A 26231-nucleotide genomic window follows, 5' to 3' on the forward strand; every position below is an offset into this window, starting at 1 on the left:
TTAACCTCCCGGTACATCGCGGCGCCGAACCTTGGCGGGTGCGGGCGGTAGCTGTGCCGTGCGCCGTTCCCGGGACTTGTCCGGGGCGGTCGGCCCGGCCGTGCGTCGGCCCTGCCCGCCTCCTGGCGGCGCGACAGCGGACGCGAACCGTCCGCGCGCCCCGAGTGCGAGAGGAAACCGATGCGACAGATCTTCGAAGCTGAGCTCCAGCAGGTCGGAGACGACCTGACCGAGATGAGCAGGCTCGTGGAGGCCGCCATCACCCGTGCCGGCACGGCGCTGCTGGAGGCCGACCTACAGCTGGCACAGGAGGTGATCGCCTCCGACAAGACCATCGACGCCATCGAGGACTCCCTCGACGAGCGGTGCATCCACCTGCTGGCGCAGCAGGCGCCGGTGGCCACCGACCTGCGGATCGTGGTGAGCGCCCTGCGGATGAGCGCCTCCCTGGAGCGGATGGGCGACCTCGCCCGGCACGTGGCCCAGGTGGCGCGTGGGCGCTACCCGGCACAGGCGATCGTGCCGGAGGCGCGGGACACCTTCGAGAAGATGCACGAGGCCGCCGTCCGCGTGGCCCAGCGCACCACCAAGCTGCTCGCGACCCGCGATCTCACGGTGGCCGAGGCACTCGAGCGGGACGACGACATCATCGACGCGCTGCACCAGGAGACGTTCAACCTGCTCCTGGCGCCCGAGTGGCCTGGCACCGTCCAGGAGTCCGTCGACGTGACCCTGGTCGGCCGCTACTACGAGCGGTTCGGCGACCACGGTGTGTCGGTCGCCCGCCGCGTGACGTTCCTCGTCACGGGCGACTTCCCGGAGTCGTAGGGCTCGCGCCCGCTCCGCCGTCGGACAGGTCGTTGCCGCTTCCAAGGCTTGGAGGCGGCAACGACTGTCTCCGCGCCGATGGCAGGATGGGAGCCATGACCTACACCCTCGTGCTGCTCCGCCACGGCGAGAGCGAGTGGAACGCCAAGAACCTGTTCACCGGCTGGGTGGACGTCGCCCTCTCCGAGAAGGGCGTGGAGGAGGCGAAGCGCGGCGGCGCGCTCCTCAAGGAGGCCGGCGTGCACCCGGACATCCTGCACACCTCCCTGCTGCGCCGCGCGATCATGACCGCGAACCTGGCGCTCGACGTCGCCGACCGGCACTGGATCCCGGTCAAGCGCAGCTGGCGCCTCAACGAGCGCCACTACGGCGCCCTGCAGGGCAAGGACAAGAAGCAGACGCTCGCCGAGTTCGGCGAGGAGCAGTTCATGCTGTGGCGCCGCTCGTACGACGTGCCGCCGCCGGAGATCGAGCTGGGCTCCGAGTTCAGCCAGGACGCGGACCCGCGCTACGCCGACGCCCCCGTCATCCGCACGGAGGCGCTCAACCTCGTGCTCGAGCGCGCCCTGCCGTACTGGGAGAGCGAGATCGTGCCCGACCTGAAGGCCGGCAAGACGGTGCTCGTCGCCGCGCACGGCAACTCGCTGCGGGCGCTGGTGAAGCACCTCGACGGCGTCTCGGACGAGGCGATCGCCGGGCTGAACATCCCGACGGGTATCCCGCTGGTGTACGAGCTGGACGAGGAGACCCTCGCCCCGGTGAAGCCAGGCGGCACCTACCTGGACCCGGAGGCCGCGAAGGACGCGATCGCCGCGGTGGCCAACCAGGGCCGCTGACCCTCGGCACGCGATAGGGCGACCCCCTGAGGGGGTCGCCCTATCTTGTCGCGTGGTGCTTACGTGCCTGCTCGTAGACGTCCAGGATCTCGTCGGCGGCGCGGTCCCAGCCGAACCTGGTCGAGGAGGCGCGAGCGCCCACGGCCAGGCGCGCGCGCAGCACGTCGTCGTCCAGGAGGCTCTTGAGGACCAGTGCCCAGCTCTCGGGCTCGTGGTCGGGCACGAGCACCCCCGAGACGCCGTCCTCGACCACCGTGCGCAGCCCGCCCACCGCGGCCGCGACGACCGGGGTGCCCGTCGCCTGCGCCTCCGCCGCGACGAGGCCGAACGACTCGCTGTGCGACGGCACGGCCACCAGGTCGGCGGCCCGGAAGTAGTCGGCGAGCACCTGCTGCGGCACCGGGGGCCGCACGAGCACGTGGGCGGCCACCCCTTCCTGGTAGGCGAGCGCCTCGAGCTCGCGGACGGCTGTGGGCCGGCCCGACGCCCCGCCCAGCACCACAAGCAGGGGCGGCTGCCCGGCGCCCTCCTCCCATACCCGCTCCCCCAGCGCCCGGACCAGCACGTCAGGGCCCTTGAGCAGCTGCACACGCCCCGCGAACAGCACGATCTTCCGGTCCACCGGCAGCGCGAGGCGTTCCCGCAGCCCGGCCCGTTGCGCGGCCCGACGGCGGTCCCGCTCCGCCGGGCCTCCGCCCGCGACGTCGGGCAGCGGGGAGAACACGTCGAGGTCCACGCCGGGCTGCACCACGCGCACCCGATCGGGGACGGCACGGTAGTCGCGCACCAGGTCGGTCGCCTCCTGCTCGGTGTTCGCGACGAGGACGTCGGACTCCGCGACCACCTGCTCCTCCCCGATGATCCGGCCGTGCGGTTCGGGGGCGTCCCCCGGCGCGAGGGAGGCGTTCTTCACGCGCGCCATGGTGTGCATGGTGTGCACCAGCGGAACGTCCCAGCGCTCCGCCGCGAGCCAGCCGACCTGGCCCGAGAGCCAGTAGTGCGTGTGCAGCACGTCGTACCAGCCCTCGGGCCGGTGCGCCTCGGCGCGCAGCACGCCCGCCGCGAACGCGCACAGCTGGCCGGGCAGGTCGTTCTTGTCCAGCCCCTCGTACGGCCCGGCCGAGACGTGGATGACGCGGATCCCCGGCTCGGCGTCGGTCACCTTGGGCTGGGCCGACGTCGTCGCGCGCGTGTAGATCTCCACCTGCGCCCCGCGCCGGGCGAGCGCCCGGGACAGCTCCAGCACGTACACGTTCATGCCGCCTGCGTCGCCCGTCCCGGGCTGCTCCAGCGGTGACGTGTGCACGGAGACCATCGCGACCCGCAGCGGGCGGTTCGCGCCGGGCTCGCCGAGGCCGGGAGGCAGGCTGTCGCGCATCATGCCTCCAGGACGCACGCGGGCACGGGCAGCTCCAGTCGGTCCGTGATCTCGCCCTTGCCCGACGCGCGGTCGAGCCGGACGGCGATCAGCTCGTCGGTGAGCTGCGCGGCCACCACCACGATGCCGCCGTCGGCCAGGACCACGTGGTGGCGCGGCCAGGCGCCCGCACCGAGGTCGACGTCGGCGACGTTCTCGACCACCAGGTGCCCGACGGCGCCCGGCACGGCGTCGTCGAAGCCCTCCGTCGTCGCGGCAGCGTCGTGGATCCGGAGCACCGACAGGACGTCCGGGCCGCGCACGCCCACGTGCACCAGGTCGCCTGCGACGGTGATGTGCGAGGGGTAGCCCGCTGCGCCATCGGAGGTGGTGCGCGCGGTGATGGCCACCGAGCCGACGTGCTCCAGGCGACCGGGACCGGCCGGGACCAGGACGTGCAGCCTGCAGTCCAGCTCGCCCGCGACGAGGATCGTGCCGTCGGCGAGCTCCACGAGGTGGCGCGGGCCCGTACCCGGCGGCAGGACGGCGGCGACGGTGCCGCTCGAGGGCTCGGCGTCGGAACCATCGCCGGAACCATCGAGGGGGTAGGTGCGCAGCTCGTCGGTGCCGAGGTCGGACACGAGGACCCGGTCCCCCCACACGTGCACGAAGTGGGCGTGCGAGCCCTCCTGCCGGTCCGCGACCGGGCCGGTTCCCTCGTGCGGGAACGTGTGCGGCTCGCCGAGCACGCCGTCGTCGGCAAGCGGCACCACGGCGGCGACGCCGTCGCCGTAGTTGGCGACCCAGGCGGCGGAGTCGGTGGCCACCACGTGGCACGGGCCCGAACCGCCCGAGGTGGTGGTGGCCGCGTGGGTGAGCGTGCCGGCGTCGGACACGTGGAAGGAGGTGAGCCTGCCGGGCCCTGCCTCGCCCACCGCCAGGAGGGTGCGCCCCGACGGGTGGAGCGCGAGGAACGACGGCGAGGGGACCTGCGCGACGAGCTCGCCACCGGCGAACTTTCCGTCCGCGCCGATACCGACGCGCCAGATGCCCTCACCTGTCCCCGGCTCGGTCTCAGCCTTCGGGTAGGTGCCGATCCACAGGGCAGCAGCGGTAGGGGTGCTCATGCAGCCAGCCTAATGACGTTTCGCCCGTGCTCCGGCCGGAGACGCACGACGCCCCGGCCGCCCCGTGAGAGGGGCGCCGGGGCGCGATGTGCCGTCGTGCAGGCGACGCGTCAGCCGTTGGCCTTCGCGTATGCCTCCTGGACCTCTGCCGAGATACGACCACGGTCGCTCACGGTGTAGCCATTGCCCTTGGCCCATTCGCGGACCGCTGCCGTGTCGCTGCCCGAACGCGACCGGCGCGTGGTGGCAGTGCGCGCGACAGGCGACTTCACCTTGCGTGCGTGGCCGACCCACGAAGCGAGTGCGTCACGCAGCTGGGTCGCGTGCTCGGCATTGAGGTCGATCTCGTAGGAGACGCCGTCGAGGCCGAAGTTCACGGTCTCGTCGGCGGCACCGCCATCGATGTCATCTTCGAGAACAAGCTGAACCTTCTGAACCATGCGGGTACTTCCCTTCGAGCCACAATTTCCGGGGTTAGTTCGTGAGCATGCCGCACTCAATATTGACATGTCAATAATGGTCGTGTGACACCGATCACCAAAACTTCACCCGGCGCAGTTGAACTGCGTGGATTTTGATCCGGAAGGCCACCAGGGATAACCTCGGCCGCGCGGATCAGCGCGAAGGGGAATTCTCCGTGTTTTCCGCTGCCGCCACCATGCCCTCGCGATCCATTCGCTCGAGGGCCTCTCGTTCGTGACGGTCCGCGCGAAGGATCTTGCGCATGGCAAACCAGAACAACAGGCCGACGCCCACCGAGGGCGTGAGCCCGGCGAGCACCGCAAGCGTCGTATCCATCACAAGATCCTCACAAACTCATCGAGTGGTTCGAATTCCTCAGGCCTGCGGCTTCACGAGCGGGAAAAGGATGGTCTCGCGGATGCCCTGACCGGTCAGTGCCATGAGCAGACGGTCGATGCCCATGCCCATTCCGCCCGAAGGGGGCATCGCGAATTCCATCGCGGTCAGGAAGTCCTCGTCGAGCAGCATGGCGTCGTCGTCGCCCGCCGCGGCCATCCTGGCCTGCGCCTCGAAGCGCTGCCGCTGGACCACCGGGTCGACCAGCTCGGAATAACCCGTGCCCAGCTCGAAGCCGCGGATGTACAGGTCCCACTTCTCGACCTGACCCTTTTCGGTGCGGTGGTCCCGGGTGAGCGGCGACGTCTCCACGGGAAAGTCCCGCACGAAGGTCGGCGCCCACAGGTGGTCACCCACACGATGCTCCCAGAGCGTCTCGACGAGCTTTCCGTGATTCAGGATCTTCTTGTTGCCGACCTCGACATCAAGACGGCCCGCGATCTTCTCGAGCTCCTCCACCGACGTGTCGGCCGTGATCTCCTCGCCCAGGCTTTCGGAGAGCGAGTCGTACATACGCAGGTTTGCCCATTCTCCGCCGAGCTCGTACTCGGAGCCGTCAGGAAGGGTCACGAGCGTGGTGCCGAGAACGTCCTGTGCGGCCGTCTGCACCAGATCCTTGGTGAGTGCGCCGATGGTGTTGTAATCGCCGTAGGCCTCGTACGCCTCGAGCATCGCGAACTCCGGCGAGTGCGACGAGTCGGCGCCCTCGTTCCGGAAGTTCCGGTTGATCTCGAAGACCTTCTCGACGCCGCCGACGACTGCCTTCTTGAGGAAGATCTCCGGCGCGATACGCAGGAAGAGGTCCAGGTCGTACGCATTCATGTGCGTCGAGAAAGGCCGCGCGGACGCGCCGGACGCAATGGTCTGCAGCATCGGCGTCTCGACCTCGAGAAAGCTGCGGCGGTGGAAGTTCTCGCGCAGGGACCGCACCACGCCGGCGCGCAGGCGCACCATGTCGCGCGCCGCGGGACGCGCGATGAGGTCCACGTAGCGCTGCCGGACGCGCGCCTCCTCGGACAGGTCCTTGTGCAGCACCGGGAGCGGACGCAGCGACTTGGCCGCCATCTGCCACTCGTCGGCGAAGACGCTCAGCTCGCCCCGGCGCGACGCGCCGACACGGCCGTGCAGGAAGAGGTGGTCGCCCAGGTCGACGTCGGTCTTGAAGGCAGCGAGCGCCTCCTCGCCGAGCACGGCGAGGCTCAGCATGCCCTGGAGGCGGTTTCCCTCGCCGTCCTGCAGCGTGACGAAGCAGAGCTTGCCGCCGATGCGGACGAAGACCACCCGGCCGGCGATGCCCACGACGTCGTCGGTCTCCTGGCCGGCCTCGAGGTGGCCGTACTTCGTCCGGACCTCGGCGATGGTGTGCGTGACCGGGACGCTGACGGGGTACGCCTCCGTGCCCTGTGCCAGGAGGCGCTCCCGCTTCTCGCGCCGGATCCGCAGCTGCTCGGGCAGGTCGTCGGTCGGCGGGGTCGCGGCGTTCTCGGCAGCGGAGTTCTCGGTCACGGACTCGATTCTATCGGGGCCACCAGCTGATTTTTCCCGCGCCCCGGCCATCGGTCGCGGGTCTCAGGCGTGGCGGAGGTCCAGGGCCAGGTCCAGGATGGGGGCGCTGTGCGTGAGGGCTCCCACCGAGAGGAAGTCCACACCCGTGGCCGCGACCTTCCGCGCCTTCTCGAGCGTCAGGTTGCCGGTCGCCTCGAGCTCGACGTGCGCGGGGACGCCGTCGTGCCCCTCCCGCGCGCGGACGGCGGCCACGGTCTCGGCGAGCAGCGCCGGCTCCATGTTGTCCAGCAGCAGGAAGTCCGCGCCCGAGGTCAGGGCCTCCAGGGCCTGGTCGGTCGTGTCGGCCTCGACCTGGATCTGCACGTCCGGGAACCTCTCACGGACGGCCTTGATCGCGGCGGCTACCGACCCGGCGGCGACCACGTGGTTGTCCTTGACCATGGCGACGTCGTACAGGCCCATGCGCTTGTTCGTGCCGCCGCCGGCGCGTACCGCGTACTTCTCCAGGGCGCGCAGGCCCGGCGTCGTCTTGCGGGTGTCGAGCACCTGCGCGCCGGTGCCCGCCAGCTCGCGGGCGAATGCGTGGGTCGCCGTCGCGACGCCGGACGCTCGGCTCGCCAGGTTGAGCACGGTCCGCTCGGCGACCAGCAGCGCCTGGGTGGGGCCTTCCAGCATCGCCAGGACCTGGCCGGCGGTGACGGCGTCGCCGTCCTGCGCGTGGAACGTGACGCTCGGGCTCGCCAGGCCCAGGCGGGACGCCACCTGGTCGAGGACCTCCCGAACCACCACGAGACCCGCGACCACGCCGTCCTCGCGCGCCACCAGCTCGGCAACCCCCGTGGCCGACGGCGGGACGGTCGCCTGCGAGGTCACGTCACGGCCCGGAGCGGGCCCGAGATCCTCGTCGAGGGCGATGCGCACGGTCCGGGCGACCCAGGCGGCGTCGAGCCCCGGGGTGACCGTGCTGGGGGTGTCGGAGCTGTGGCTGTCGAAGAGGGGAGGCGTGCTCACGGACTCACCGTATCCGCAGCGCCGGGCACCCCCGCGCCGTCGACGATGTCCTGGAGCATGCGCTCCGAGTCCGTGAGGTACCGGTTGAGGTCGGCGGCCGCGCCGTCGGCGTCGCCCGACAGGAACCGGCGCAGGAGGCTGGCGTTTCGGTCGACGAAACCGTCGAAGAACGCGCCGTTCTCGCCGAGCAGGCCGAACGACAGGCGGAGCTCGGCGGACAGGTTCGCGTGGACGCGGTCGAGGCGCGGGCTGCTCGCGAGCGCGACGATCCCCGAGTGGAACCGCATGTTCGCGGCGGCGATGTCCCGCCAGTCACCGCCGAGCCGGGCCGCGAGGGCCGCGTCGACGGCGTCCCGCATGGTGCGGGCGCCGGGATGTGCGGGATCGCCCGCCGCGAGCGCCGGGACCTCGATGAGCCGCCGCACCCGGTAGATGTCGACGACGTCGGCGAGGGTGGGGCGAGCCACGGCGACGCCCGCGTTGGGGCGGCGGACCAGGAGGCCTTCGTGGACCAGTATCCGGAAGGCCTCGCGCAGGGTGTTGCGGGAGACGTCGAGCGTCTCGCTGACCGCCTGCTCCGAGAGCCGCTGCCCGGGCATCAGCCGCCCCGTGACGATCAACTCACGGATGGCGTCCGCACTCCGCTCTGCCCGATCGGTTGTCACTTCCTCATCCTACGGAAGCAATGCGCCCCGAGTTGTCAGACGCTGGCGAGGTTGTCAGACGTACAGGTCACACGGGTGACCTGTACGTCTGACACGTCCGCGGCGGTCTGACACGTCGACGGCTTGGGTCAGTCGGTCGTGTCCAGGATCGCGTGGATCAGGTTGCGGGACTGGGCCGCGATCGAGGTGCGCCAGGCGTCGAACGTGCCGTCGCTCACGCCGAAGCTGGTCTCGAAGTGCTGCATGTCCGGGGTGTGGATGTGACCGGCGGGGATGTCGAGCCCGGCACGGTCACGCAGCAGCGTGTTGCGGTAGGCGCTCTCGTTCGAGAGGTAGTTGCCGCCGCCCCCGCTGTACGAGCAGGAGCCGTCGGCCGGCGGCACCGGCGGCGTCGCGGGCGGGTAGGTGACGGACGGCGGGCTGTTGAACGTCTGCCGCACCGGTGACGCGCAGTCGGGGAACTGGGTGTAGCTGGTGTTCCAGACCACGCCGAAGGCCACCGACGGGTCGGGCCAGGTGTCGCCCGGCGGGCGCGGGACGTCGGCCCCGGTGTCGGCGGCGATCATCTCCGCGATCGGCAGGCTCGCCGACGTCCACTGCGGCGGGTCGGTGAGCCCGTCGCCGCCGCCCCAGCGGTCGACGACCTGGATGTTGCAGCCCGGGTTGTCGATCGCGAGCTGCGGCACGCCGCCCACGGCGGGGCACGGCAGGCCCCGGTCGTTGCCCGCGAAGGTGCCGTGGTACCGGGCGTTCCACTGCTCCAGGTTGAACTGCGACCCGCCGGCCTGGCTCACCGTGATCGACGCGTCGACCTGGCGCGGCCCGGGCTCCATGAACGGGCCGACCGTGTCCTCGAGGTAGCCGCGCTCGAACTCCGGGTAGCTCACGGGCAGGGTGTACGCCTCGACGTGGGCGAGCGTGCCGTCGTCGGTGCGGTAGGTGGTGCCGTCCAGGGAGAGCGCCGTCGCACCGGACGGGTTGCCGTGCCGGATGTTGTTGCCCACGGTGCCCGGCGCCGAGGAGGTGGTGCCGCCGTCGAGCGTGTAGACGTCGAACCCGCTGACGATCACGCGCAGGACGTCGTCGCCGGGCGGCAGGTCGATGTCGAACATGCCGCGCGCCGCCTTGTCGAACGTCTCCATCAGGTCGGCCCGCTCGGCGTCGGTGAGGCCGCCGCGCGGCGCCCACTGGCGCAGCACCGACATCGCCTCGACTCGCGTCCAGTACAGCGGCCGGTCGTCGCTCGCGGGTAGGTCGCCGCGTACGTGGCCGTCGCTCTGGGCCCGGCGGACGGCGGCGTCCCACAGGGCCTCACCCTTCCGCTCGACCAGGGCCGTCGCGGCGTCCGGCGTGCGGGTGCGGCACAGGGCCGCCGTGAGGGCTGCCGTGTACCCGCCGAACCCGCCGCCCTCGATGACGGTGCGGGCGTAGGTCTTCTCGGCGGGGACCGTCGGGTCGGCGGCGTCGGGCAGGCGGGCCGCGAGGCGGCTCTCCTCGACCGAGAGCTGCAGGCTCGGGTCGAGGCAGCCCGCTCCGGACCCGGCCCCTGGCACGGGTGCGGCCTGGGCAGCGACCGGAGCGGCCAGTGCGGTGGAAGCGCAGAGTGCGAGTGCGACGGCGCCTGCTCGCACCCTGACGGCGGTACGTGGTCTGAACGTTCTCGACATGATGATGTCACTTCTCCCCTCGGAGGTGGTCGTCACGACCGTAGAGGTTCGTTGAACAATCCGACAGGGCCCGCCGCGTAAATATCTGATGTCCCGGGCTGTTCCCGAGCGCCGGAGCCGTGTCATGATCGACAATGTTCCGCAATGCGGCGGAAACATCCGACGAGGAACATCCTGAATGTTGAACAATCCGGCTCAACACATCGACCAGGAGGACGCCATGTCCGACACGAGCCACGAGCCCGCGACCCCGCCGGCAGAGACGCCGACGAGCCCCCCGGCCGCCAGGGTCAGACGATTCGCCTCAGCACGCAGCCGCTCCCTGCTGGGCGCCCTCTTCCTGATGGCGACCTCCGCCATCGGCCCCGGCTTCATCACGCAGACCGCCACCTTCACCCAGCAACTGGGCGCCGCCTTCGCGTTCGGCATCCTGGTCTCGATCCTGCTGGACCTCGCCGTCCAGATGAACGTCTGGCGCATGATCACGCTGACCGGCAAGCGTGCGAGCGTGCTGGCCAACGACGCCCTGCCGGGCAGCGGCTACCTGCTGGCCGTGCTCATCGTGCTCGGCGGGCTCGTCTTCAACATCGGCAACACCGCGGGCGCGGGCCTGGGCCTGAACGCCCTGTTCGGCCTCGACCCCCGGGTGGGCGGGGCGGTCAGCGCGGTCATCGCCATCGCGATCTTCCTCGCCAAGCGCGCCGGGGCCGTCGTGGACCGCGTGGTCATCGTGGCCGGTCTGGTGATGATCGTGCTCACCGTGGTCGTCGCGATCCTGTCGGACCCGCCCGTCGGCGAGGCGCTCAAGCAGACGGTGCTGCCCGACACCATCAACTTCGCCACCATCACCACCATCGTGGGCGGCACCGTCGGCGGGTACATCACGTACGCCGGCGCGCACAAGCTGCTCGACTCCGGCACCGCGGGTCCCGAGCACATCCGCGAGGTAAACAAGGCCGCCGTCAGCGGCATCATCGTCACCGGCATCATGCGGTACGTGCTGTTCCTGGCGGTCCTCGGCGTCGTCGCCTCCGGCGTCGTGCTCGACGTCGCCGGCAACCCCGGTGCCGACGCGTTCTCCGCCGCCGCCGGCGAGGCCGGTCTGCGCATCTTCGGCGCGGTGTTCTGGATCGCCGCGATCACCAGCGTCATCGGCGCCGCCTACACGTCCGTCTCGTTCCTGCCCGTGTTCTCCGCGAAGATCGTCGGCCGCACCGCAGACCTGTGGACGGTCGGCTTCATCATCGTCTCGCTGGCGGTCTTCCTGGCCCTCGGCACCGCGCCCGCCACGCTGCTCGTGTTCGTCGGCGGCGTGAACGGCCTCATCCTGCCCATCGGACTGACCCTGTTCATGTACATCGGCTGGTTCCGCGGATCGCTGCTGGGCAGCGTCCGCTATCCGCGGTGGCTCCTGGTGGTCGGCACCCTGGCCGCCGTGGTCACCTGGTACATGGCGGTCAACGCGGTGGGTCCGATCTTCGACCTGCTGTCCGCCTGAGCACTGTCTGCCCGAGCCCCCGGGCTCGGGCACCTCGCACCACCGAAAGGACACCCGCACCATGAGCGCCGTCGACCTGAACAGCGACCTCGGGGAGGGCTTCGGCCGCTGGACCCTCGGCGACGACGAGCAGATGCTCGCCATCGTCTCCAGCGCCAACGTCGCCTGCGGCTTCCACGCCGGGGACCCGGCGTCCATCCGCCGCACCGTGCGGTCCGCCGTGGCGCGGGGCGTCACGATCGGGGCGCACGTCGGCTACCGCGACCTGGCCGGGTTCGGCCGCCGCAACATGGACGTGCCGGACGACGAGCTCGAGGCCGACGTCGCGTACCAGATCGGTGCGCTCCGCGGCCTGGCCGACGCCGAGGGCGGCGGCGTCACCTACGTGAAGCCGCACGGCGCGCTGTACAACACGGCGCAGGTGGACGAGCGGGTGGCCCGGGCGGTCGCGGCGGCGGTCGCCGCGGTCGACCCGGGCCTCGTCCTGCTCGGCCTGCCCGGCAGCGCGGCCCTCGCGGCGGCGTCCGCGGCGGGGCTCACGACCGCCACCGAGGCGTTCGCGGACCGTGCGTACACGCCGGAGGGCCGCCTGGTCTCCCGCCGCGAGCCCGGTGCGGTGCTGCACGACGCCGACGACGTCGCCCGCCGCATGCTGCGCCTGGTCACCGAGGGCGTCGTGACGGCGGTGGACGGGTCCGACGTCGCCGTGCGGGCCGACTCGGTGTGCGTGCACGGCGACTCCCCCGGCGCCGTCGCCATGGCCCGGCGGATCCGCGAGGTGTTCGACGCCGAGGGCATAGAGCTCACGGCCTTCGCCCCGGCGGGCGGCGGCTCCGCAGCGTGATGCGGGTACTGACCGGCCGCGACGACGCTCTCCTGGTCGAGCTCGACGACCTGGACCAGGCGGTCGCGCTGTACGAGTCCCTCCTGAGCGATCCCGTGCGGGGCGTCGGCGTGCCTGTGCCCGGCGCACGGACGCTGCTGGTGCCGTTCCGCCCCTCGGCCGTGACGGCGTCGGCCTTGGCCGCGGAGCTCCGTGCGCGACCGCTGGAACGCCGCGCCGCCTCCGCCGCGCACACCGTCGAGATCGACGTCCTGTACGACGGCGCCGACCTCACCGAGGCGGCCGAGCTGCTCGGCTGGAGCCCGGAGGAGCTGGTCCGGCGGCACACGAGCGCCGCGTGGACCGTCGGGTTCGTCGGGTTCGCGCCCGGCTTCGCCTACCTGACCAGCGACGACCCCGAGCTCGTGGTCCCGCGGCGGGCGAGCCCGCGCACCCGCGTCCCGGCCGGGTCGGTCGCGCTCGCCGGGCCGTACAGCGGCGTCTACCCGCGAGAGAGCCCTGGCGGCTGGCAGCTCCTCGGGCGCACCGACGCCCCCGTCTGGGACGTGACCCGCGAGCGCCCGGCCCTCCTGCTCCCGGGCGACGAGGTCCGCTTCACGGCGGTCCGCGAGCTGGCGATGGCTGTGTCAGGCCTGGGCGTTTCTGGCCCGGAATTCGACCACAGCAGTTCCTGCCAGGATCACGGGCTGCCTGGCAGCAACTGCTGTGGTCAACCTCGGCCCGACGGCGGGGACGCCGGCGCGCTCGAGGTGGTCGGGGCCGGGGTGCAGGCGCTGGTCCAGGACCTCGGGCGGCCCGGGTCCGAGGGGGCGGGCGTCTCGGCGTCCGGTGCGTTGGACCGGCCGAGCCTGCGGACGGCCAACCGCGCCGTGGGCAACCCGTCGGGCGCGGCGGTCATCGAGTCCGTCGGCGGGCTGCGGCTGCGCGCCCACGGTCCGCAGGTGCTCGCGGTGACAGGGGCGGTCGGCGAGGTCGTGGTGCGGCCGGGGGACGACGGACCGGCACGCCCCGACCGCCGTCCGCTGCCGGGTGAACCCTTCGCGCTGGACGACAGCGACGAGCTCCGCCTCGCACCGCCCGCCCGGGGCGTGCGCGCCTACGTGGCGGTACGCGGCGGGATCGACGTGCCGCCCGTGCTGGGCAGCCGGGCCACCGACGTGCTGGCCGGGCTGGGGCCCGAACCGCTCGGGTCCGGCGACCTGCTGCCCGTCGGAGCTCCGGAACGCGGCCTGCCCGCGGGAAACCCGGTGCACCCGGCCGAGGCGCCGACGTCCGACAGGCACGACACGCTGCCCGCACCCGGCGACGTGGCGGTGCTGCGGATAGTCCTGGGGCCGCGCGACGACTGGTTCGACGCCGCGACCATCGCGCGGCTGACCGGCCAGGACTGGCTGGTCACCCCGCGCTCCAACCGGATCGGGCTGCGGCTGGACGGCGATCCGCTCGTCCGCATCCCCGAACGCGAGGGCGCCGAGCTGCCGAGCGAGGGCTGCGTCACCGGCGCGATCCAGGTTCCGCCGGACGGTCAGCCGGTCCTCTTCCTCGCCGACCACCCGCTGACCGGCGGGTACCCGGTGGTCGGGGCGGTCGTCGCCGACCACGTGCCGCTCGCCGGACAGCTTCCCGCGGGCGCACGCGTCCGCTTCACCACCCAGTACCACCCAGGCCAGAACCACCCAGGAGGCACCCCATGATCCGCACCGTCCTCGTCGCGAACCGGGGCGAGATAGCGGTCCGTGTCGTCCGTGCGTGCGCCGACCTGGGTATCCGTTCCGTCGCCGTGTACGCGGACGGCGACGCCGACGCGCCGCACGTCCGCCTCGCGGACGAGGCCTGGGCCCTGGACGGCCGCACCGCCGCCGAGACGTACCTGTCGGTGGAGAAGCTGATCGACGTCGCCCGCCGGTCGGGCGCGTATGCCGTCCACCCCGGCTACGGCTTCCTGTCGGAGCGCGCCGCCGCCGCGCGGGCCGTCGAGGAGGCGGGGCTCGTGTGGGTGGGGCCGACGTCGGCCACCATCGAGCTGCTCGGCGACAAGATCGCCGCCCGCGACCTGGCCCGGAACGTCGGTGCGCCCCTGGTGCCCGGTTCGGACGGTCCGGTGCCCGACGCCGCCGCCGCGCTCGCCTTCGCCGAGGAGCACGGCCTGCCGCTCGCCATCAAGGCGGCGCACGGCGGCGGCGGGCGGGGCATGCGCGTGGCCAGGACCCTGGAGGAGGTGCCCGAGCTCTTCGAGGCCGCGCGCCGCGAGGCGGAGGCCGCCTTCGGGCGTGGCGAGTGCTTCGTCGAGCGATTCCTGGAGCGGCCCCGGCACGTGGAGGCGCAGGTCATCGCCGACGGCTACGGGCACGTGGTCGTGGCGGGCACCCGGGACTGCTCCCTGCAGCGGCGCAACCAGAAGCTGGTCGAGGAGGCGCCCGCGCCGTTCCTCGACCCGGCGGTGCGCAAGCGGATCCACGAGTCGGCACGCGACCTCTGCGCCGCCGCCGGGTACCGCGGCGCGGGAACCGTGGAGTTCCTGCTCGGCGCGGACGGCACCCTGTCCTTCCTGGAGGTCAACACGCGCCTCCAGGTCGAGCACCCCGTCACGGAGGAGACCACGGGGCTGGACCTCGTGGTCGAGCAGCTCCGCGTCGCGAGCGGCCTGCCGCTGTCCGTGACCGAGGACCCGGCCCCGCACGGCCACGCCGTCGAGCTGCGGCTCAACGCCGAGGACCCGGCGCGCGGGTTCCTGCCCGGCCCCGGGCGCATCGAGCGGTTCGTGCCCCCGTCCGGCCCGGGCGTGCGGGTGGACTCCGGGGTGGAGTCCGGGTCGGTGATCCCCGGCGAGTTCGACTCGCTGTTCGCCAAGATCGTCGTGTGGGGCCCCACCCGGGAGGCCGCCCTGGCCCGGGCCCGGCGGGCCGCGGCCGAGGCGGTGGTCGAGGGCGTGCCGACCGTGCTGCCGTTCCACCGCGCGGTCCTGGCCGACCCGGCGTTCACGGGGTCGGGCGGCGGTTCGGCGGACGGGTCCGGCTTCGCCGTCCACACCCAGTGGATAGAGACCGAGCTGCTGGCGTCGATCGATCCACAGGTCCTCGCCGCTCCGGTCGCCGAGCCCGGGGTCGTGGAGACGTGGGTCGAGATCGACGGGCAGCGGCACCGGGTGCGCACGCCGGGTGGACTTGGACTTGGACTTGGCCTCGCCGGCCCGGGGGCTGGGCCGGGCGACGGTGGCCCGACGGCGGGTGGCACACCTCCGCCGTCGGCCGCCGGAGCGGACGCCGGGCGTGTCCCGCTGCTCCCAGCGATGCCCGGCACCCTGGTGCACTGGCTCGTGGCCGACGGCGAGACGGTGGCCGACGGCCAGCCCGTCGCCGTCGTCGAGGCGATGAAGATGGAGACGCAGCTCGTGGCGGACGCCGCTGGAACGCTGGAGCGCGCGGCAGCAGAGGGCGCGCCTGTCACGGCGGGCGACCCGATCGGCTACGTGCTCCGGTAGGCCGGGGTCACTCCGCCTGGAGGACCCCGGCGTCGTCCAGCCAGATCTGGACCCGGCGCCTCCACGCGTCGTCCGGCTCCGGGAAGTCCGTGCGGTAGTGGCCGCCACGGGTCTCCTCCCGCAGCGCGGCCGCCCGGGTCAGTGCGCGGGCCACCTGGTAGACGTTGGTGGTCTCCCACTCGGCGGCCTGGGGTTCGGCCACCACGTCGGCCGCCAGGTGCGCGTCGGATCGGACGGCGGCGAGCCGCTCGTCGACCTCGGCGAGCGAGCGAGCGGACCGGATCACGCCGGACCCGGCGGACGTCACCTTCTGGACGCGTGACCGGGCGGCGGCCGCGACCAGCCCGGACCCACCGGAACGCTCGGCGGGCTCTCCCGGCTTGAGCTCACCGGCGGCGAACCGGGCGGCGACGTCGCGCGCCGCGCGGGAGGCGAACACCAGGCCCTCCAGCAGCGAGTTCGACGCGAGCCGGTTCGCCCCGTGCACGCCCGTGCACGCCACCTCGCCGACGGCGTACAACCCGTCCACCGAGGACCGCCCGTCGAGGTCGGTCACCACGCCGCCCGAGTGGTAGTGCTGGGCGGGCGCCACGGGCACCGGCTCCTCGGACCAGTCGATGCCGGCCTCCAGCAGCCGCGCGTTGATCGTCGGGAACCGCGTCCGCAGGAACTCAGCTCCCAGGTGGCGGGCGTCGAGCAGCACGTTGTCGGCCCCGGTCGCGGCCATCTGCCGCACTATCGCGTGCGCGACGACGTCCCGCGGCGCCAGCTCCGCCATCTCGTGCACCGCGGGCATGAACCGGTGCCCGTCGACGTCGAGCAGGAGGGCGCCCTCGCCGCGCACGGCCTCCGAGATGAGCGGCACCTGCCCCTTCGCGCCGGTGCCCAGCCACAGGACCGTCGGGTGGAACTGGACGAACTCCAGGTCGCCGAGCACCGCGCCGGCCCGGAGCGCCGCGGCGATACCGTCGCCCGTCGCGCCCGCCGGGTTGGTGGAGGACCGGAACACCTGCCCGATCCCGCCGGTCGCCAGCACGACGGCGGGAGCCAGCACCGCACCGACGCCGTCCCGCGAGCCCGTGCCCCGCACGTGCAGGGTCACCCCGCAGGCGCGCCCGCCCGCCGTGGTCAGCACGTCCAGCACCAGGGCGTTCTCCACGACCTCGATGCCCGGGTCGTGCCGGACCGCCTCGATCTGCGCCACGAGCGCCCGGGAGATCTCGGCGCCGGTGGCGTCCCCGCCGGCGTGCGCGATCCGGTCGGCGTGGTGGCCGCCCTCGCGGGTGAGCGCGATGTCGCCGTCGGCCGCCTTGTCGAAGACAGCGCCGCGGGCCACGAGCTCGCGCACGCGCTCCGGGCCCTCGGTGACCAGCACCTGCACGGCGTCCGGGTCCGACAGGCCGCCGCCTGCCGCGAGCGTGTCCGCGAGGTGCGCCTCGGGCGAGTCCGACGGGTCGAGCGCGGCGGCGATCCCGCCCTGCGCCCACACCGTCGACCCCGACAGGAGCCTGCCCTTCGTCACGAGCAGCACCCGCGGTACGTGCGTGCGCAGCTCGAGCGCCGCCGTCAGCCCGGCGATGCCGGAGCCGACGACTATCGCGTCGGCCTCCGCGGTCCAGCCGGGCGCCGGGGCGGCGAGGGAGCGGAAGAGGCGCGGTCCAGGTCCGGCAGCGCCGCTCACGCGCGGCCAGAGGCGGTGCGCACCAGGCCGGCCTGCTGGAACGGCTCGATCGCGAGGCCGCTCTCCTCCAGGCCGTACCCGTCGGGTACCTGTCCGGGCTCGTCGCTGATCTCGACCATGCGGTTCTGCCCGTCGACGAACACGACGTTCGGCAGGAAGGTCCGCGCGTCGTGGTCCGACAGCATGCCGTACGCGATCAGGATGACGACGTCGCCCGGGCTGACCAGGTGGGCGGCGGCGCCGTTGATGCAGATCTGGCCCGAGCCCGGCTCGCCGGGGATCACGTAGGTGGTCAGCCGCGCGCCGTTGGTCACGTCAACGACGTCGACCTGCTGGCCGGGGATCAGGTCGGCCGCGTCGAGCAGGTCGGCGTCGACGGTGATGGACCCGACGTAGTGCAGGTCCGCCTGCGTCACGGTGGCGCGGTGGATCTTCGCGATCATCATCGGCCGCTGCAACGATGCGGGGCGACCGACGGGCGGGCGGTGCTCGGTGGAGCTCATGGCGTTACCTCTGGTCTGGCGAGACCTCGACGGCCTGGTTGTCGATCAGGCGGGTGGTACCCACCCGTGCGGCCACGAGCAGCAGCGCATGGCCGGAGAAGTCGTCGGTCACCGCGCGGACGGTCACCGGATCGACGAGCGCCAGGTAGTCGATCACGACGCCGTCGGCCTCGTCCAGCACCTGCCGGGCGGCGTTGATCACACCCGCCGCTCCGCTGCCGGCGGCCGCCGCGCCCGCACGCAGCGCGCGCGACAGACCCAGGGCCCGCTCGCGCTCGTCGGCGGACAGGTAGGCGTTCCGCGAGGACATCGCGAGGCCGTCGCCCTCGCGCACCGTCGGCACGCCCACCACCTCGACCGACACCTCCAGGTCACGCACCATGCGGCGCACCGCCAGGAGCTGCTGGGCGTCCTTCTCGCCGAACAGCGCGACGTCGGGCCGCACCAGGTGCATCAGCTTGAGCACCACGGTCAGCACCCCGTCCAGGTGCCCGGGACGGTGCTCGCCCTCCAGCACGTCGCCGATGCGCCCGGCGGAGACCCGCACCACCGGGTCGCCGTCCGGGTAGACGACGTCCGGCGTCGGCGCGAAGACGACGTCGGCCCCGGCGCTGGCGAGCTTGGCGACGTCGCCGTCCAGGTCACGCGGGTACGTCGCCAGGTCCTCGCCTGCGCCGAACTGCAGCGGGTTCACGAAGATGGTGACTATCACCTGGCCGTTCGGGCCGGCCTCCGCGCGTGCCCGGCGCACGAGCTCCAGGTGCCCGTCGTGCAGCGCGCCCATGGTCATGACCACCGCTCGCCTGCCGGGTTCCGCGTCGAGCCCGGAGGGCTCCGGCGGACCTGCGATCGCCCAGCGCATCTGCGCGTCCCGCAGCTCGGAGCGGGTGCGGACCACGAGCGGCGTGCGCTGCGCGGACCCCGTCCCGGTCCGGGTGCCGAGCGGGGTATCGGTCGGGGTGATGGCCTCGGTGCTCACTGCGTGTTCCTTTCTGCGCGCGACTCTCCCGTCGCACTGTCCAGCGCGTCCAGCAGGTTCTGTGCGGTGGAGTCGTTGATGCGGTGGCTCGCGAGCGCACGGCGGGTGGCCCCGCGGGCGAGCTCTGTGTAGCTGTCCGGCACGTCGGTGGCGCCGCTCGCGGCGGCGAGCGCGCTGAGCTCGGCCAGGTGGCGGCGCACGGTACCGACGTCGCCCCGCGAGACCGGCCCGGTGAGTGCGGCGATAGCCCCCGGACCCATGCCGTCACGCGCGTCGGCCGACCGTGTGGCCGACTCGAGCGCCGCCGTGAGCAGCGGTGCCAGCACCCTGCCGGGCGCCTCGATCCCTGCGGCCTCCAGCGCCTGTGCGGCCTGCGCGACGAGCACCACCAGGTGGTTCGCGCCGTGCGAGAGGCCCGCGTGGTACAGCCCGCGGAGCTGCTCGTCGACGATCACGGGCTCGCCGCCGATCTCGACCACCAGCGCCTGCCCGATCGGCAGCACGGGTGCCGGACCGGTCACCGCGAACGTGCAGCCCTCCAGGCGGGCCAGGTCGAGCGAGGTGCCCGAGAACGTCATGGCGGGATGCACGGCGAGCGGGATCGCCCCGCCCAGGCGAGCCGGCTCCAGGACGGCGGTCCCGTAGCGGCCCGACGTGTGGATCGCGAGCTGGCCGGGCTGCCAGGCCCCGGTCTCGGCGAGGCCGGCGACCAGGGGTCCCAGGGCGTCGTCGGGCACCGCGAGGAGCACGAGCTCGGCGCGCTCGACGACGTCGGGCACCTCGAGGTTGGGGACGCCGGGCAGGAGCATCTCGATGCGCTCCCGGGAGTCCTCGGAGATCCCGCTCGCGCCGACGACGGCGTGGCCCGCGGCGCGCAGGGCGCTGCCGAGCACCGCACCGACGCGTCCTGCGCCGACCACGCCGACGCCGAGCCGGCCCGGCCGCCGGCCCGGATCTGCGGATTCAGTCACGGGACATCACCGGTCACCCACCCTGTCTCTCCATCCATCGTTCCGGACCGGCGGCAGCGCGTGCCGTGCGGGCCCGCATGGCCTGCTCCGCCATGAGCTGCGCGGCGTCGGCGGCGTCGAGGTGCGGCACCTCCGGCTGCACCGGACCCTGCGTGGAGTGCACCTGGAACGACGCGACGCCCAGCCTGCGCTGCCACGGGCCCTGGCTCAGGCCCAGCGACTGCGTCCGCTCGTGCGGCACCACGTCAAGGATCTTCACCATGCGGCCCCGGCGCATCAGGAGGGCGCGACCGGTCACGGCGAACCCGTTGCGACGCCATGCCACCGGATCCAGTATGCGGGTCCGCCGGGAGGCCGTGACGTACGAGCTCTCGGTCCGGGAGTCGCCGTCCAGCCCCGCGTCGAGGATCCGGCGCGGCTCGTCGACGCCCAGGTCGGGCAGCACAAGGGACAGCACCGTCAGCGCCTCCTCACGGGTGCCGACCGGCAGGAGCACGCTGTTCTTCTCCTCGCTCTCGCCGCCGTAGCCCGCGACGTTCACCTGCACGCGCCACCAGTCGCGCCCGCGCCACAGCACGCTCTGCACGAGGCGTACCGCCTGCACGCGGCCGGGCGGGATGGTCTGGGAGCGCGTCTCCAGCATCCCGTGCCGCAGCCGGACGCCGTCGGGCGAGATGGCAACGCGGAAGTCGAACTCGCCCGTGAGACGGCCGAACAGGTATCCGCCGGCGCCCAGGACCGCGGGCAGCGACGCGGACATGACGGCGAACTCGCCGGTGACGATCACGACGACCAGCACGGCCAGGGCCCACACCACCAGCGTGATCATGGCCCCGGACCGAACGACCGAGGCGATCAGCCGGCCCAGGGGCACGCTGAGCACGGGCACCTGGGGCGCCTCGAGGCTCACCGGTGCGACCAGGCCGTCCAGCGGCGCCTGCGGCCCGTCTGCGGGCTCTGCGGCGTCCTGGATCGCGTCCCGCGGCACGGTGTCGTGGACCTGGTCCTGCGGCGTGGTCCCGGCCGGAGCGGTCACCGGGCCCGGCACCGCGCCCGGCACCGGCTGGGTGCGAGCGGCGACGGCCGGGTCGGTCCTGGCCACCTTGAGGCCCGCCGCGCGGGCGAGGAGCTCGGCGCGGAGCTCGTCGGCGTCGGACCCCTTCAGGAAGCCGATGGCGATGCCGGAGTCGGTGCCGCCGGCGGTCTCCAGGGTCAGCTCGCACAGGCCGAAGAAGCGCGCCACGAGCGGCTGCCGGATGTCCACCGACTGGAGCCGGTCCAGGCGGGCGTGCCGCTGCTGGCGGAACAGGATGCCACGCCGCAGGTGCACGGTGTCCTCGCCGATGGCGTACGTGGTCATGCGCCAGGCCAGCACCGAGTAGCCCCACCCGACCAGCGCGATGGCGGCGAGCGCGACGAAGAGGGTCCACCAGTACTCGCTGGAGATGAGCGCGATGAGGCCGCCACGCGGGCCGCCGTCGAGGCTCTGCTGGCCGAGGATCACGATGGCCGCACCCACCACCGCCCAGCCCCGGACCAGTGGCGTGACCGGGTGCACGCGCCGCCAGTCCAGGTTCTCGGCCTCGGGCTGGCCGGGGTCGTCCTGCCTGCCGGCGTCCGCGCCGTGCTGGTCGATCTTGTCGAGGCCGCCCTCGGGCGTGCTCACAGCCCCGCCAGACGGGCCTCACCACGGGACGCAAGACGGTCGCGCAGGCGCGCCGCCTCGTCCGGCGGCAGACCAGGGATCTGGGCGTCCGTGCCGACGGACGCCGTGTGGAGCTGGACCTTGGCCAGACCCAGCTTGCGGTCCAGGGGCCCCGCCTCGACGTCCACGTACTGCATCCGGCCGTACGGCACCACGACCATCGACCGGAACATGACCCCCTTGCGGATCAGGAGATCGTTGTCGCGCTCGGCGTAACCGATGGCCCTGACCTGGCGCGGGACCAGGAGGACCGACCACACCAGGAACAGGGCCGGGAAGCCTGCGAGGAGCCAGAACCATGGACTGACGGTCACGGCGAGCACTACGCCGACGATCGCGGGTATGCCGAGGGTGATGGTGGCCGGTACCAACATGGCCGTCACGAGACGCGGGGACACGCGGCTCCAGGTCACGTCGTGCGGTTCGAAGGGGCTGGTCATGATGGCCATTGTTCCGCAGAGGGCAAGCCCTCGACACCGAAACCTCACGCCGGGGCCGGAGACTCGCCCTCGTCGGAGCTCGCGCGGTCCTTGTCGGACGGCGGCAGCTCGCAGAACTTCTCCACGACCAGACCCACGACGGCGAGCCCCACCGAGCACAGCACGGCGATACCGGCGGCCACGGCACGGTCCCGCCGAGGCTCGATGGCAAGGTCCCCCAGCACCACCAGGACCTGGGCGAGGTACCAGCCGCCGAGCAGCGCACCGGTCAGTGCGGCGGCCTTGGCGAGGACGAGCGTCCGGGCGGCCCGGAGCCCGTCGAGCGACGGTCGCTTGCCCTTCTGGTACGACCGCACGGTCCAGCCCGACGAGAAGACGGCCCCGGCCAGCGCGAGGATCGCGACGTCGACCAGCCACGGCACGACCGGCAGGTACACGCTGCGCGCCTCGAGGGCGCGCAGCACGAGCCAGCCGACGATCCCGACGGCGACGAGAACTGCGATCAGGGACCCGATCGGGGTTCTGCGCATCTCAGGCGTCGCGCCCCCGCTCGTCCCTTACCGGAACCCACGAGGGGACCGAGTCGATCGGGCCGTCCGACGCAGCGGCCCGCTGTTCCGCCACGAACCCCGGCACCCGGATCACCGTGTGGTCGTTGTCGTAGGCGTCCTGCTGCCCGTTCGGCTGGCCGTTGGCGTGCCCGTTCGGCACCTGGTCGTGCCCGCCGTTCGGCGGCGCGCCGACCGGGGCGAAGAGCGGGTTGGCCGGCTCCTGCGGCGCGCCGTTCGAGGGCGGGAACACGCCGCTCTGCTGGCGCGACGGGTTCACCGGCGCGAACACCGGCTTGGTCTGCGACGACGCCGGCGGCAGCGGCTCGTGCGCCGGGGTCTCGTGGGCGGTGTCCCGCACCGCGCGAGGTGCGATGGGTCCCTGCGGCGCGGGGACGAGCGCCTCCTCCGGCGGTGGGACCACCGAACCGTTGACCGGCATGCCGGCGGGGGGCGGGCCGAACGGGCCGGCGGACGCCGCCTGCGGGATCGGCACCGAGCCGCCCCCGCCGGGCACCGGTCCGCTGGAGTAGCTCTGCGGATGCGGCGCGGCCGGGTACGCCTCCTGCTGGGGAGCGGCAGGCTGCGGCTGGCGATCGAGCTCGACCTGACCGCTGTGGTGCCCCTGCGGGTGCCCACCACCCGGGACCTCGACCACGGGGCCGGCCGGCAGGACCGGCGGCCGGCCGCTCGGCGGGACCGAGGGCGGCAGGGCCGGCGGCATCTCGGCGGGGTGGGAGTCCTGGCCGGTGCCGCCACCGTCGTCGGACACCGCCGGATGGTTCGGTCCGGTGGTTCCGCCGGCCTGCTCCGGCTCGGGGTCGGTCAGCCAGTCGAGCGCGAGCCAGCGGATGCCCGCCCGGTCGGGCGCCGTGGCCGCGAGCTGGGCCACCGGGCCACCGCCCAGGCCGGGCAGCACCGCGTCGGGCGCGATCTGCGACCACGGCTCGAGGACGAACGCCCGCTCGTGCGCGCGAGGGTGAGGCACCTCGAGGTCCTCGGCGGCGTCCGTCAGGTTGCCGTACGTGATCACGTCGACGTCCAGCGTGCGCGGGGCCCAGCGCTCCTCACGGGTACGGCCGTGCACGTTCTCGACCTCCTGGCAGAGGTGCAGCAGCCCACGCGCCGAGAGCGTCGTGCGGGCCAGCAGCACGGCGTTGAGGTAGTCGGGCTGTTCCTCGGGTCCGCCGACGGCGGCCGTGCGGGCAAGCGGCGACACGTCGGTGATCTGCAGGCCGGACATGCGGTCCAGCTCGGCGACCGCGGACCGCATGGTCGCCTGCGGGTCACCCAGGTTGGCGCCGATAGCGATGACCACGTCCACGTACCCGGCGGGGACCTCGTCGAACCGGTCGCGCGGCTCCGCCTGGTACTGCTCGGACGGGTACTGCTCGGACGCGTACTGCTCCGGCTGCCCGACGGCGGAGTCGGGGACCGCCGCCGACACGCGGGTGGTCTCCGTCCCGCCCTGGTCGTACTGCTGCTGCTCGAAGAGCTGGTCGTACTGGTTCTGCTGCGGTTCGAGCCGCTGCGGCTGCTCGAACTGCGGCGCCGGCTGCTCGTAGCCCTGCGGCTCGTAGCCGACCTGCTCGAACGGCTGGGGCTGCGGCTCGGGCTGGGCAGGCTCCGGCGTGAGCTGGTCGTACTGCTGCGACTCGAAGCCGATCGGCTGGTCGCGCCTCTGGTCGAGGCCCTGGACCGACTCGTACTGCTGGACCGGCTCGAAGGCCTGCTCCGGCACGAACTGCTCGTCCGGCCGGAACGTCGGCTCCTGGCCGAGCTGGTCCCGCTGCTCGGCCTGCGCCGGGGCATCGGGCTGCAGCTCCCACGCGGCGGGGATCACCTGGAGCAGCTCAGGGGCGATGAGCTCCGGGACGGGAAGCGGCTCGGGGGCCTCGCCGACCGGTGCGGCGGGCGCTATCGAGGACGGAACCCGTGACACGAGCGGCTCCGGCTCGAACGCCTCGGCCCGCAGCGGCGCCGCCTCGGCGGGCTCGGGCTGGTAGGGCTCGTACGGCTCGCGCTCGAACGGCGTGGGCTCGTCGCGTGACGCACGGCTGACGGGCTCGAGGTCCTGCGGCTCGGGCTCACCGACGTACGGCGCGCTGTCCAAGTCGCCGTGTGCAGAGTCGCTGTGTGCGGTGTCGCTGCGTGCCTGCTCGGCTGCGTCGTTCCACGAGTCGACGGGCGAGCTCACAGGGAGCGTGTCCCGCGGCTCGACCTCGTAGCCGAGGAGGTCGGCGGACACGGCGACCGATCCCGGACCGGTCATGAGCGACGTGTCGGCGGAGTCGGCCGACGTCGCGGGCGCGGCCACGACGGGCAGACGAACCCGGTCACGCCGGATCGCCACCTCGACGTCGGCGAACGGCACGGGGATGGGTGCCTGGGGCTTGTGGACGCGAACGTCCACCGCCTCGACCTGCGGCCGGGCCAGCACCACGGCGGCGATGCGCTCGGCGACCGTCTCGACGAGGTCTACGGGCTCACCCGCCAGGACGTCGTGGACGTCCTGCGCCACGTCCGCATAGCTCACCGTCTGCGCGAGGTCGTCGCCGGCGGCAGCCGGGCGAGTGTCGAGGTAGAGCACGACGTCGGCCCGGAACTCCTGGCCGGTCTGTCGTTCCGACGGCAGCACACCGTGGTACCCCCGCGCGCTCACGCCTGTCAGCTGGACCTGGTCCAGCGACCGGCCGTCCGGGCCTGTGACGCCCGTTCCGAACGCTGTGGTCACCGTGGTCTCCTCCCGTCGTCTTCGTGTGCACCGGAATCCTGCCAGGCCGGTATGCCCTGTTCCCCGACCGTGCACGATTCTGTGGTCAAGGCCACGGTGGAAGTCAATGCTTCCGGTGCGGATCGGGGAGAGGTACCCGGTGACCCTACCCGGGGCACGTCGCTCGCTGCCGTCCAAGCAGCCGCGACCTTGACGGCATCGGCACTCGCCCGGACGGTGTGCACCCGGACGCACCAGGCGCCCGCGGCGGCCGACAGGGCGGAGATCGCGGCGGTCGCGTCGTCCCGTGCACGCGGCGGCGCCATGTGCCCGGCCGAGTCGGCGAGCAGGTGGCCCAGGAACCGTTTGCGGGACGCGCCCACGAGCACCGGGCGGCCCAGCTCGTACAGGGCGTCGAGGTGAGCCAGCAGCGGCCAGTTCAGCACCCCTGCCTTGGCGAAGCCGAGCCCTGGGTCGAGGATCAGCTGCTCGGGCCGCACGCCGTCGTCGCGCAGGGCGGCCATGCGGGCGGCGAGCTCGTCCCGGACGTCGGCGACGACGTCGTCGTACTCCTGCCGGTCGTCCATGACGTCGGCGTGCCCTCGCCAGTGCATCGCCACGTACGCGGCGCCGGTCTCGGCGACCGCGCGGCCCATCTCCGGATCGGCAAGGCCGCCGGAGACGTCGTTCACCACGCGGGCTCCCGCCGCCACCGCTCGTTCGGCGACGGCCGCCCGCGTGGTGTCCACGCTGACGACCGCGCCGCGCGCGGCCAGCTGTTCGATCACGGGGAGCACGCGGGCCAGCTCCTGCTCCTGCGGGACCCGCATCGCGCCCGGCCGCGTGGACTCCCCGCCCACGTCCAGGATGTCCGCACCCTCGCCCAGCAGCTCCAGCCCGTGGGCGACGGCGGCCGACGGCTCGAACCACTCCCCACCGTCCGAGAACGAGTCCGGGGTGACATTCACAACACCCATCACCAGGGTCCGGCCCACGCCGGAGAGCTCCGGCAG

General features: G+C 73.0%; 23 protein-coding genes. 6 read left to right on the forward strand and 17 right to left on the reverse strand.

The window, feature by feature from the left end:
• The first annotated feature begins 180 nt into the window (after positions 1–180).
• Positions 181–828: a phosphate signaling complex protein PhoU gene (phoU, locus tag ACQEVI_RS09245; protein ID WP_432897256.1), complete on the forward strand. Its 648-nt coding sequence runs from the start codon at positions 181–183 to the stop codon at positions 826–828.
• A 95-nt stretch (positions 829–923) separates the two neighbouring features.
• Entirely contained in the window at positions 924–1664 is a 741-nt protein-coding gene (locus ACQEVI_RS09250) for a phosphoglyceromutase (RefSeq protein WP_432897259.1), read from the forward strand.
• Positions 1665–1704: 40 nt separating this feature from the next.
• Here the strand turns inward: ACQEVI_RS09250 and mshA are convergent, their stop codons facing one another.
• The 8 genes from mshA to ACQEVI_RS09290 form a co-directional block, all read right to left on the reverse strand.
• A complete protein-coding gene (gene mshA / locus ACQEVI_RS09255) occupies positions 1705–3042 on the reverse strand; it encodes a D-inositol-3-phosphate glycosyltransferase (RefSeq protein ID WP_432897261.1) in 1338 nt (445 codons plus the stop codon).
• Positions 3042–4148, reverse strand: coding sequence for a lactonase family protein (locus ACQEVI_RS09260; RefSeq protein WP_432897264.1), 1107 nt, complete (start codon positions 4146–4148; stop codon positions 3042–3044). Before ACQEVI_RS09260 ends, mshA begins: the two co-directional genes overlap by 1 nt.
• Before the next feature lie 110 nt (positions 4149–4258).
• Positions 4259–4588 carry a histone-like nucleoid-structuring protein Lsr2 gene (locus tag ACQEVI_RS09265; protein ID WP_432897267.1) on the reverse strand — a complete coding sequence of 110 codons (330 nt, stop codon included), beginning with the start codon at positions 4586–4588 and terminating at the stop codon, positions 4259–4261.
• Between the two features lie 175 nt (positions 4589–4763).
• Positions 4764–4946, reverse strand: a complete 183-nt coding sequence (locus tag ACQEVI_RS09270) for a hypothetical protein (RefSeq protein ID WP_116677027.1) — start codon at positions 4944–4946, stop codon at positions 4764–4766.
• A gap of 39 nt (positions 4947–4985) precedes the next feature.
• Positions 4986–6563 carry a lysine--tRNA ligase gene (gene lysS, locus ACQEVI_RS09275; RefSeq protein WP_432897270.1) on the reverse strand — a complete coding sequence of 526 codons (1578 nt, stop codon included), beginning with the start codon at positions 6561–6563 and terminating at the stop codon, positions 4986–4988.
• A 12-nt stretch (positions 6564–6575) separates the two neighbouring features.
• Positions 6576–7523, reverse strand: a complete 948-nt coding sequence (nadC, locus tag ACQEVI_RS09280; RefSeq protein ID WP_432897273.1) for a carboxylating nicotinate-nucleotide diphosphorylase — start codon at positions 7521–7523, stop codon at positions 6576–6578.
• A complete protein-coding gene (locus ACQEVI_RS09285; protein WP_432897276.1) occupies positions 7520–8188 on the reverse strand; it encodes a GntR family transcriptional regulator in 669 nt (222 codons plus the stop codon). Before ACQEVI_RS09285 ends, nadC begins: the two co-directional genes overlap by 4 nt.
• A 128-nt stretch (positions 8189–8316) precedes the next feature.
• A complete protein-coding gene (locus tag ACQEVI_RS09290) occupies positions 8317–9855 on the reverse strand; it encodes a hypothetical protein (RefSeq protein ID WP_432897279.1) in 1539 nt (512 codons plus the stop codon).
• Between the two features lie 220 nt (positions 9856–10075).
• On the opposite strand from ACQEVI_RS09290, the gene ACQEVI_RS09295 reads away from it, so the two are divergent.
• The 4 genes from ACQEVI_RS09295 to ACQEVI_RS09310 all read left to right on the forward strand — a co-directional run bounded on the left by ACQEVI_RS09295 (position 10076) and on the right by ACQEVI_RS09310 (position 15678).
• Positions 10076–11353, forward strand: coding sequence for an NRAMP family divalent metal transporter (locus ACQEVI_RS09295; protein WP_432897282.1), 1278 nt, complete (start codon positions 10076–10078; stop codon positions 11351–11353).
• Between the two features lie 61 nt (positions 11354–11414).
• Complete coding sequence (locus ACQEVI_RS09300; protein WP_432897285.1) at positions 11415–12197, forward strand: LamB/YcsF family protein; 783 nt, start codon at positions 11415–11417, stop codon at positions 12195–12197.
• Positions 12197–13891 (forward strand): carboxyltransferase domain-containing protein, encoded by a 1695-nt coding sequence (locus tag ACQEVI_RS09305; RefSeq protein ID WP_432897288.1) that lies wholly within the window; start codon positions 12197–12199, stop codon positions 13889–13891. Before ACQEVI_RS09300 ends, ACQEVI_RS09305 begins: the two co-directional genes overlap by 1 nt.
• On the forward strand, positions 13888–15678 hold the full coding sequence (locus ACQEVI_RS09310) for a biotin carboxylase N-terminal domain-containing protein (protein ID WP_432897291.1): 1791 nt from the start codon (positions 13888–13890) through the stop codon (positions 15676–15678). The genes ACQEVI_RS09305 and ACQEVI_RS09310 overlap by 4 nt, the downstream gene beginning before the upstream one ends.
• A gap of 7 nt (positions 15679–15685) precedes the next feature.
• On the opposite strand, the gene ACQEVI_RS09315 is transcribed toward ACQEVI_RS09310, so the two are convergent.
• From ACQEVI_RS09315 to folP, 9 genes are read right to left on the reverse strand one after another with little or no spacing between them, the layout of a single operon-like run.
• On the reverse strand, positions 15686–17359 hold the full coding sequence (locus ACQEVI_RS09315) for an L-aspartate oxidase (protein WP_432897294.1): 1674 nt from the start codon (positions 17357–17359) through the stop codon (positions 15686–15688).
• The gene (gene panD / locus ACQEVI_RS09320; RefSeq protein WP_432897297.1) at positions 17356–17862 is read right to left on the reverse strand and encodes an aspartate 1-decarboxylase; all 507 of its coding nucleotides are present in this window, start codon (positions 17860–17862) and stop codon (positions 17356–17358) included. Before panD ends, ACQEVI_RS09315 begins: the two co-directional genes overlap by 4 nt.
• A gap of 4 nt (positions 17863–17866) precedes the next feature.
• Complete coding sequence (gene panC / locus ACQEVI_RS09325) at positions 17867–18841, reverse strand: pantoate--beta-alanine ligase (RefSeq protein WP_432897300.1); 975 nt, start codon at positions 18839–18841, stop codon at positions 17867–17869.
• Positions 18838–19812: a Rossmann-like and DUF2520 domain-containing protein gene (locus ACQEVI_RS09330; RefSeq protein ID WP_432897305.1), complete on the reverse strand. Its 975-nt coding sequence runs from the start codon at positions 19810–19812 to the stop codon at positions 18838–18840. The genes panC and ACQEVI_RS09330 overlap by 4 nt, the downstream gene beginning before the upstream one ends.
• Before the next feature lie 13 nt (positions 19813–19825).
• Complete coding sequence (locus tag ACQEVI_RS09335) at positions 19826–21478, reverse strand: PH domain-containing protein (RefSeq protein ID WP_432897309.1); 1653 nt, start codon at positions 21476–21478, stop codon at positions 19826–19828.
• A complete protein-coding gene (locus ACQEVI_RS09340; protein WP_432897312.1) occupies positions 21475–21966 on the reverse strand; it encodes a PH domain-containing protein in 492 nt (163 codons plus the stop codon). The genes ACQEVI_RS09335 and ACQEVI_RS09340 overlap by 4 nt, the downstream gene beginning before the upstream one ends.
• Before the next feature lie 35 nt (positions 21967–22001).
• On the reverse strand, positions 22002–22487 hold the full coding sequence (locus ACQEVI_RS09345; protein ID WP_432897315.1) for a DUF3180 domain-containing protein: 486 nt from the start codon (positions 22485–22487) through the stop codon (positions 22002–22004).
• Position 22488: 1 nt separating this feature from the next.
• Positions 22489–25239 (reverse strand): 2-amino-4-hydroxy-6-hydroxymethyldihydropteridine diphosphokinase, encoded by a 2751-nt coding sequence (gene folK / locus ACQEVI_RS09350; protein ID WP_432897318.1) that lies wholly within the window; start codon positions 25237–25239, stop codon positions 22489–22491.
• Complete coding sequence (gene folP / locus ACQEVI_RS09355) at positions 25236–26195, reverse strand: dihydropteroate synthase (RefSeq protein ID WP_432905881.1); 960 nt, start codon at positions 26193–26195, stop codon at positions 25236–25238. The genes folK and folP overlap by 4 nt, the downstream gene beginning before the upstream one ends.
• Positions 26196–26231: the final 36 nt, after the last annotated feature.

Source organism: Promicromonospora sp. CA-289599, from assembly GCF_050936155.1.
Classification (GTDB): domain Bacteria; phylum Actinomycetota; class Actinomycetes; order Actinomycetales; family Cellulomonadaceae; genus Promicromonospora.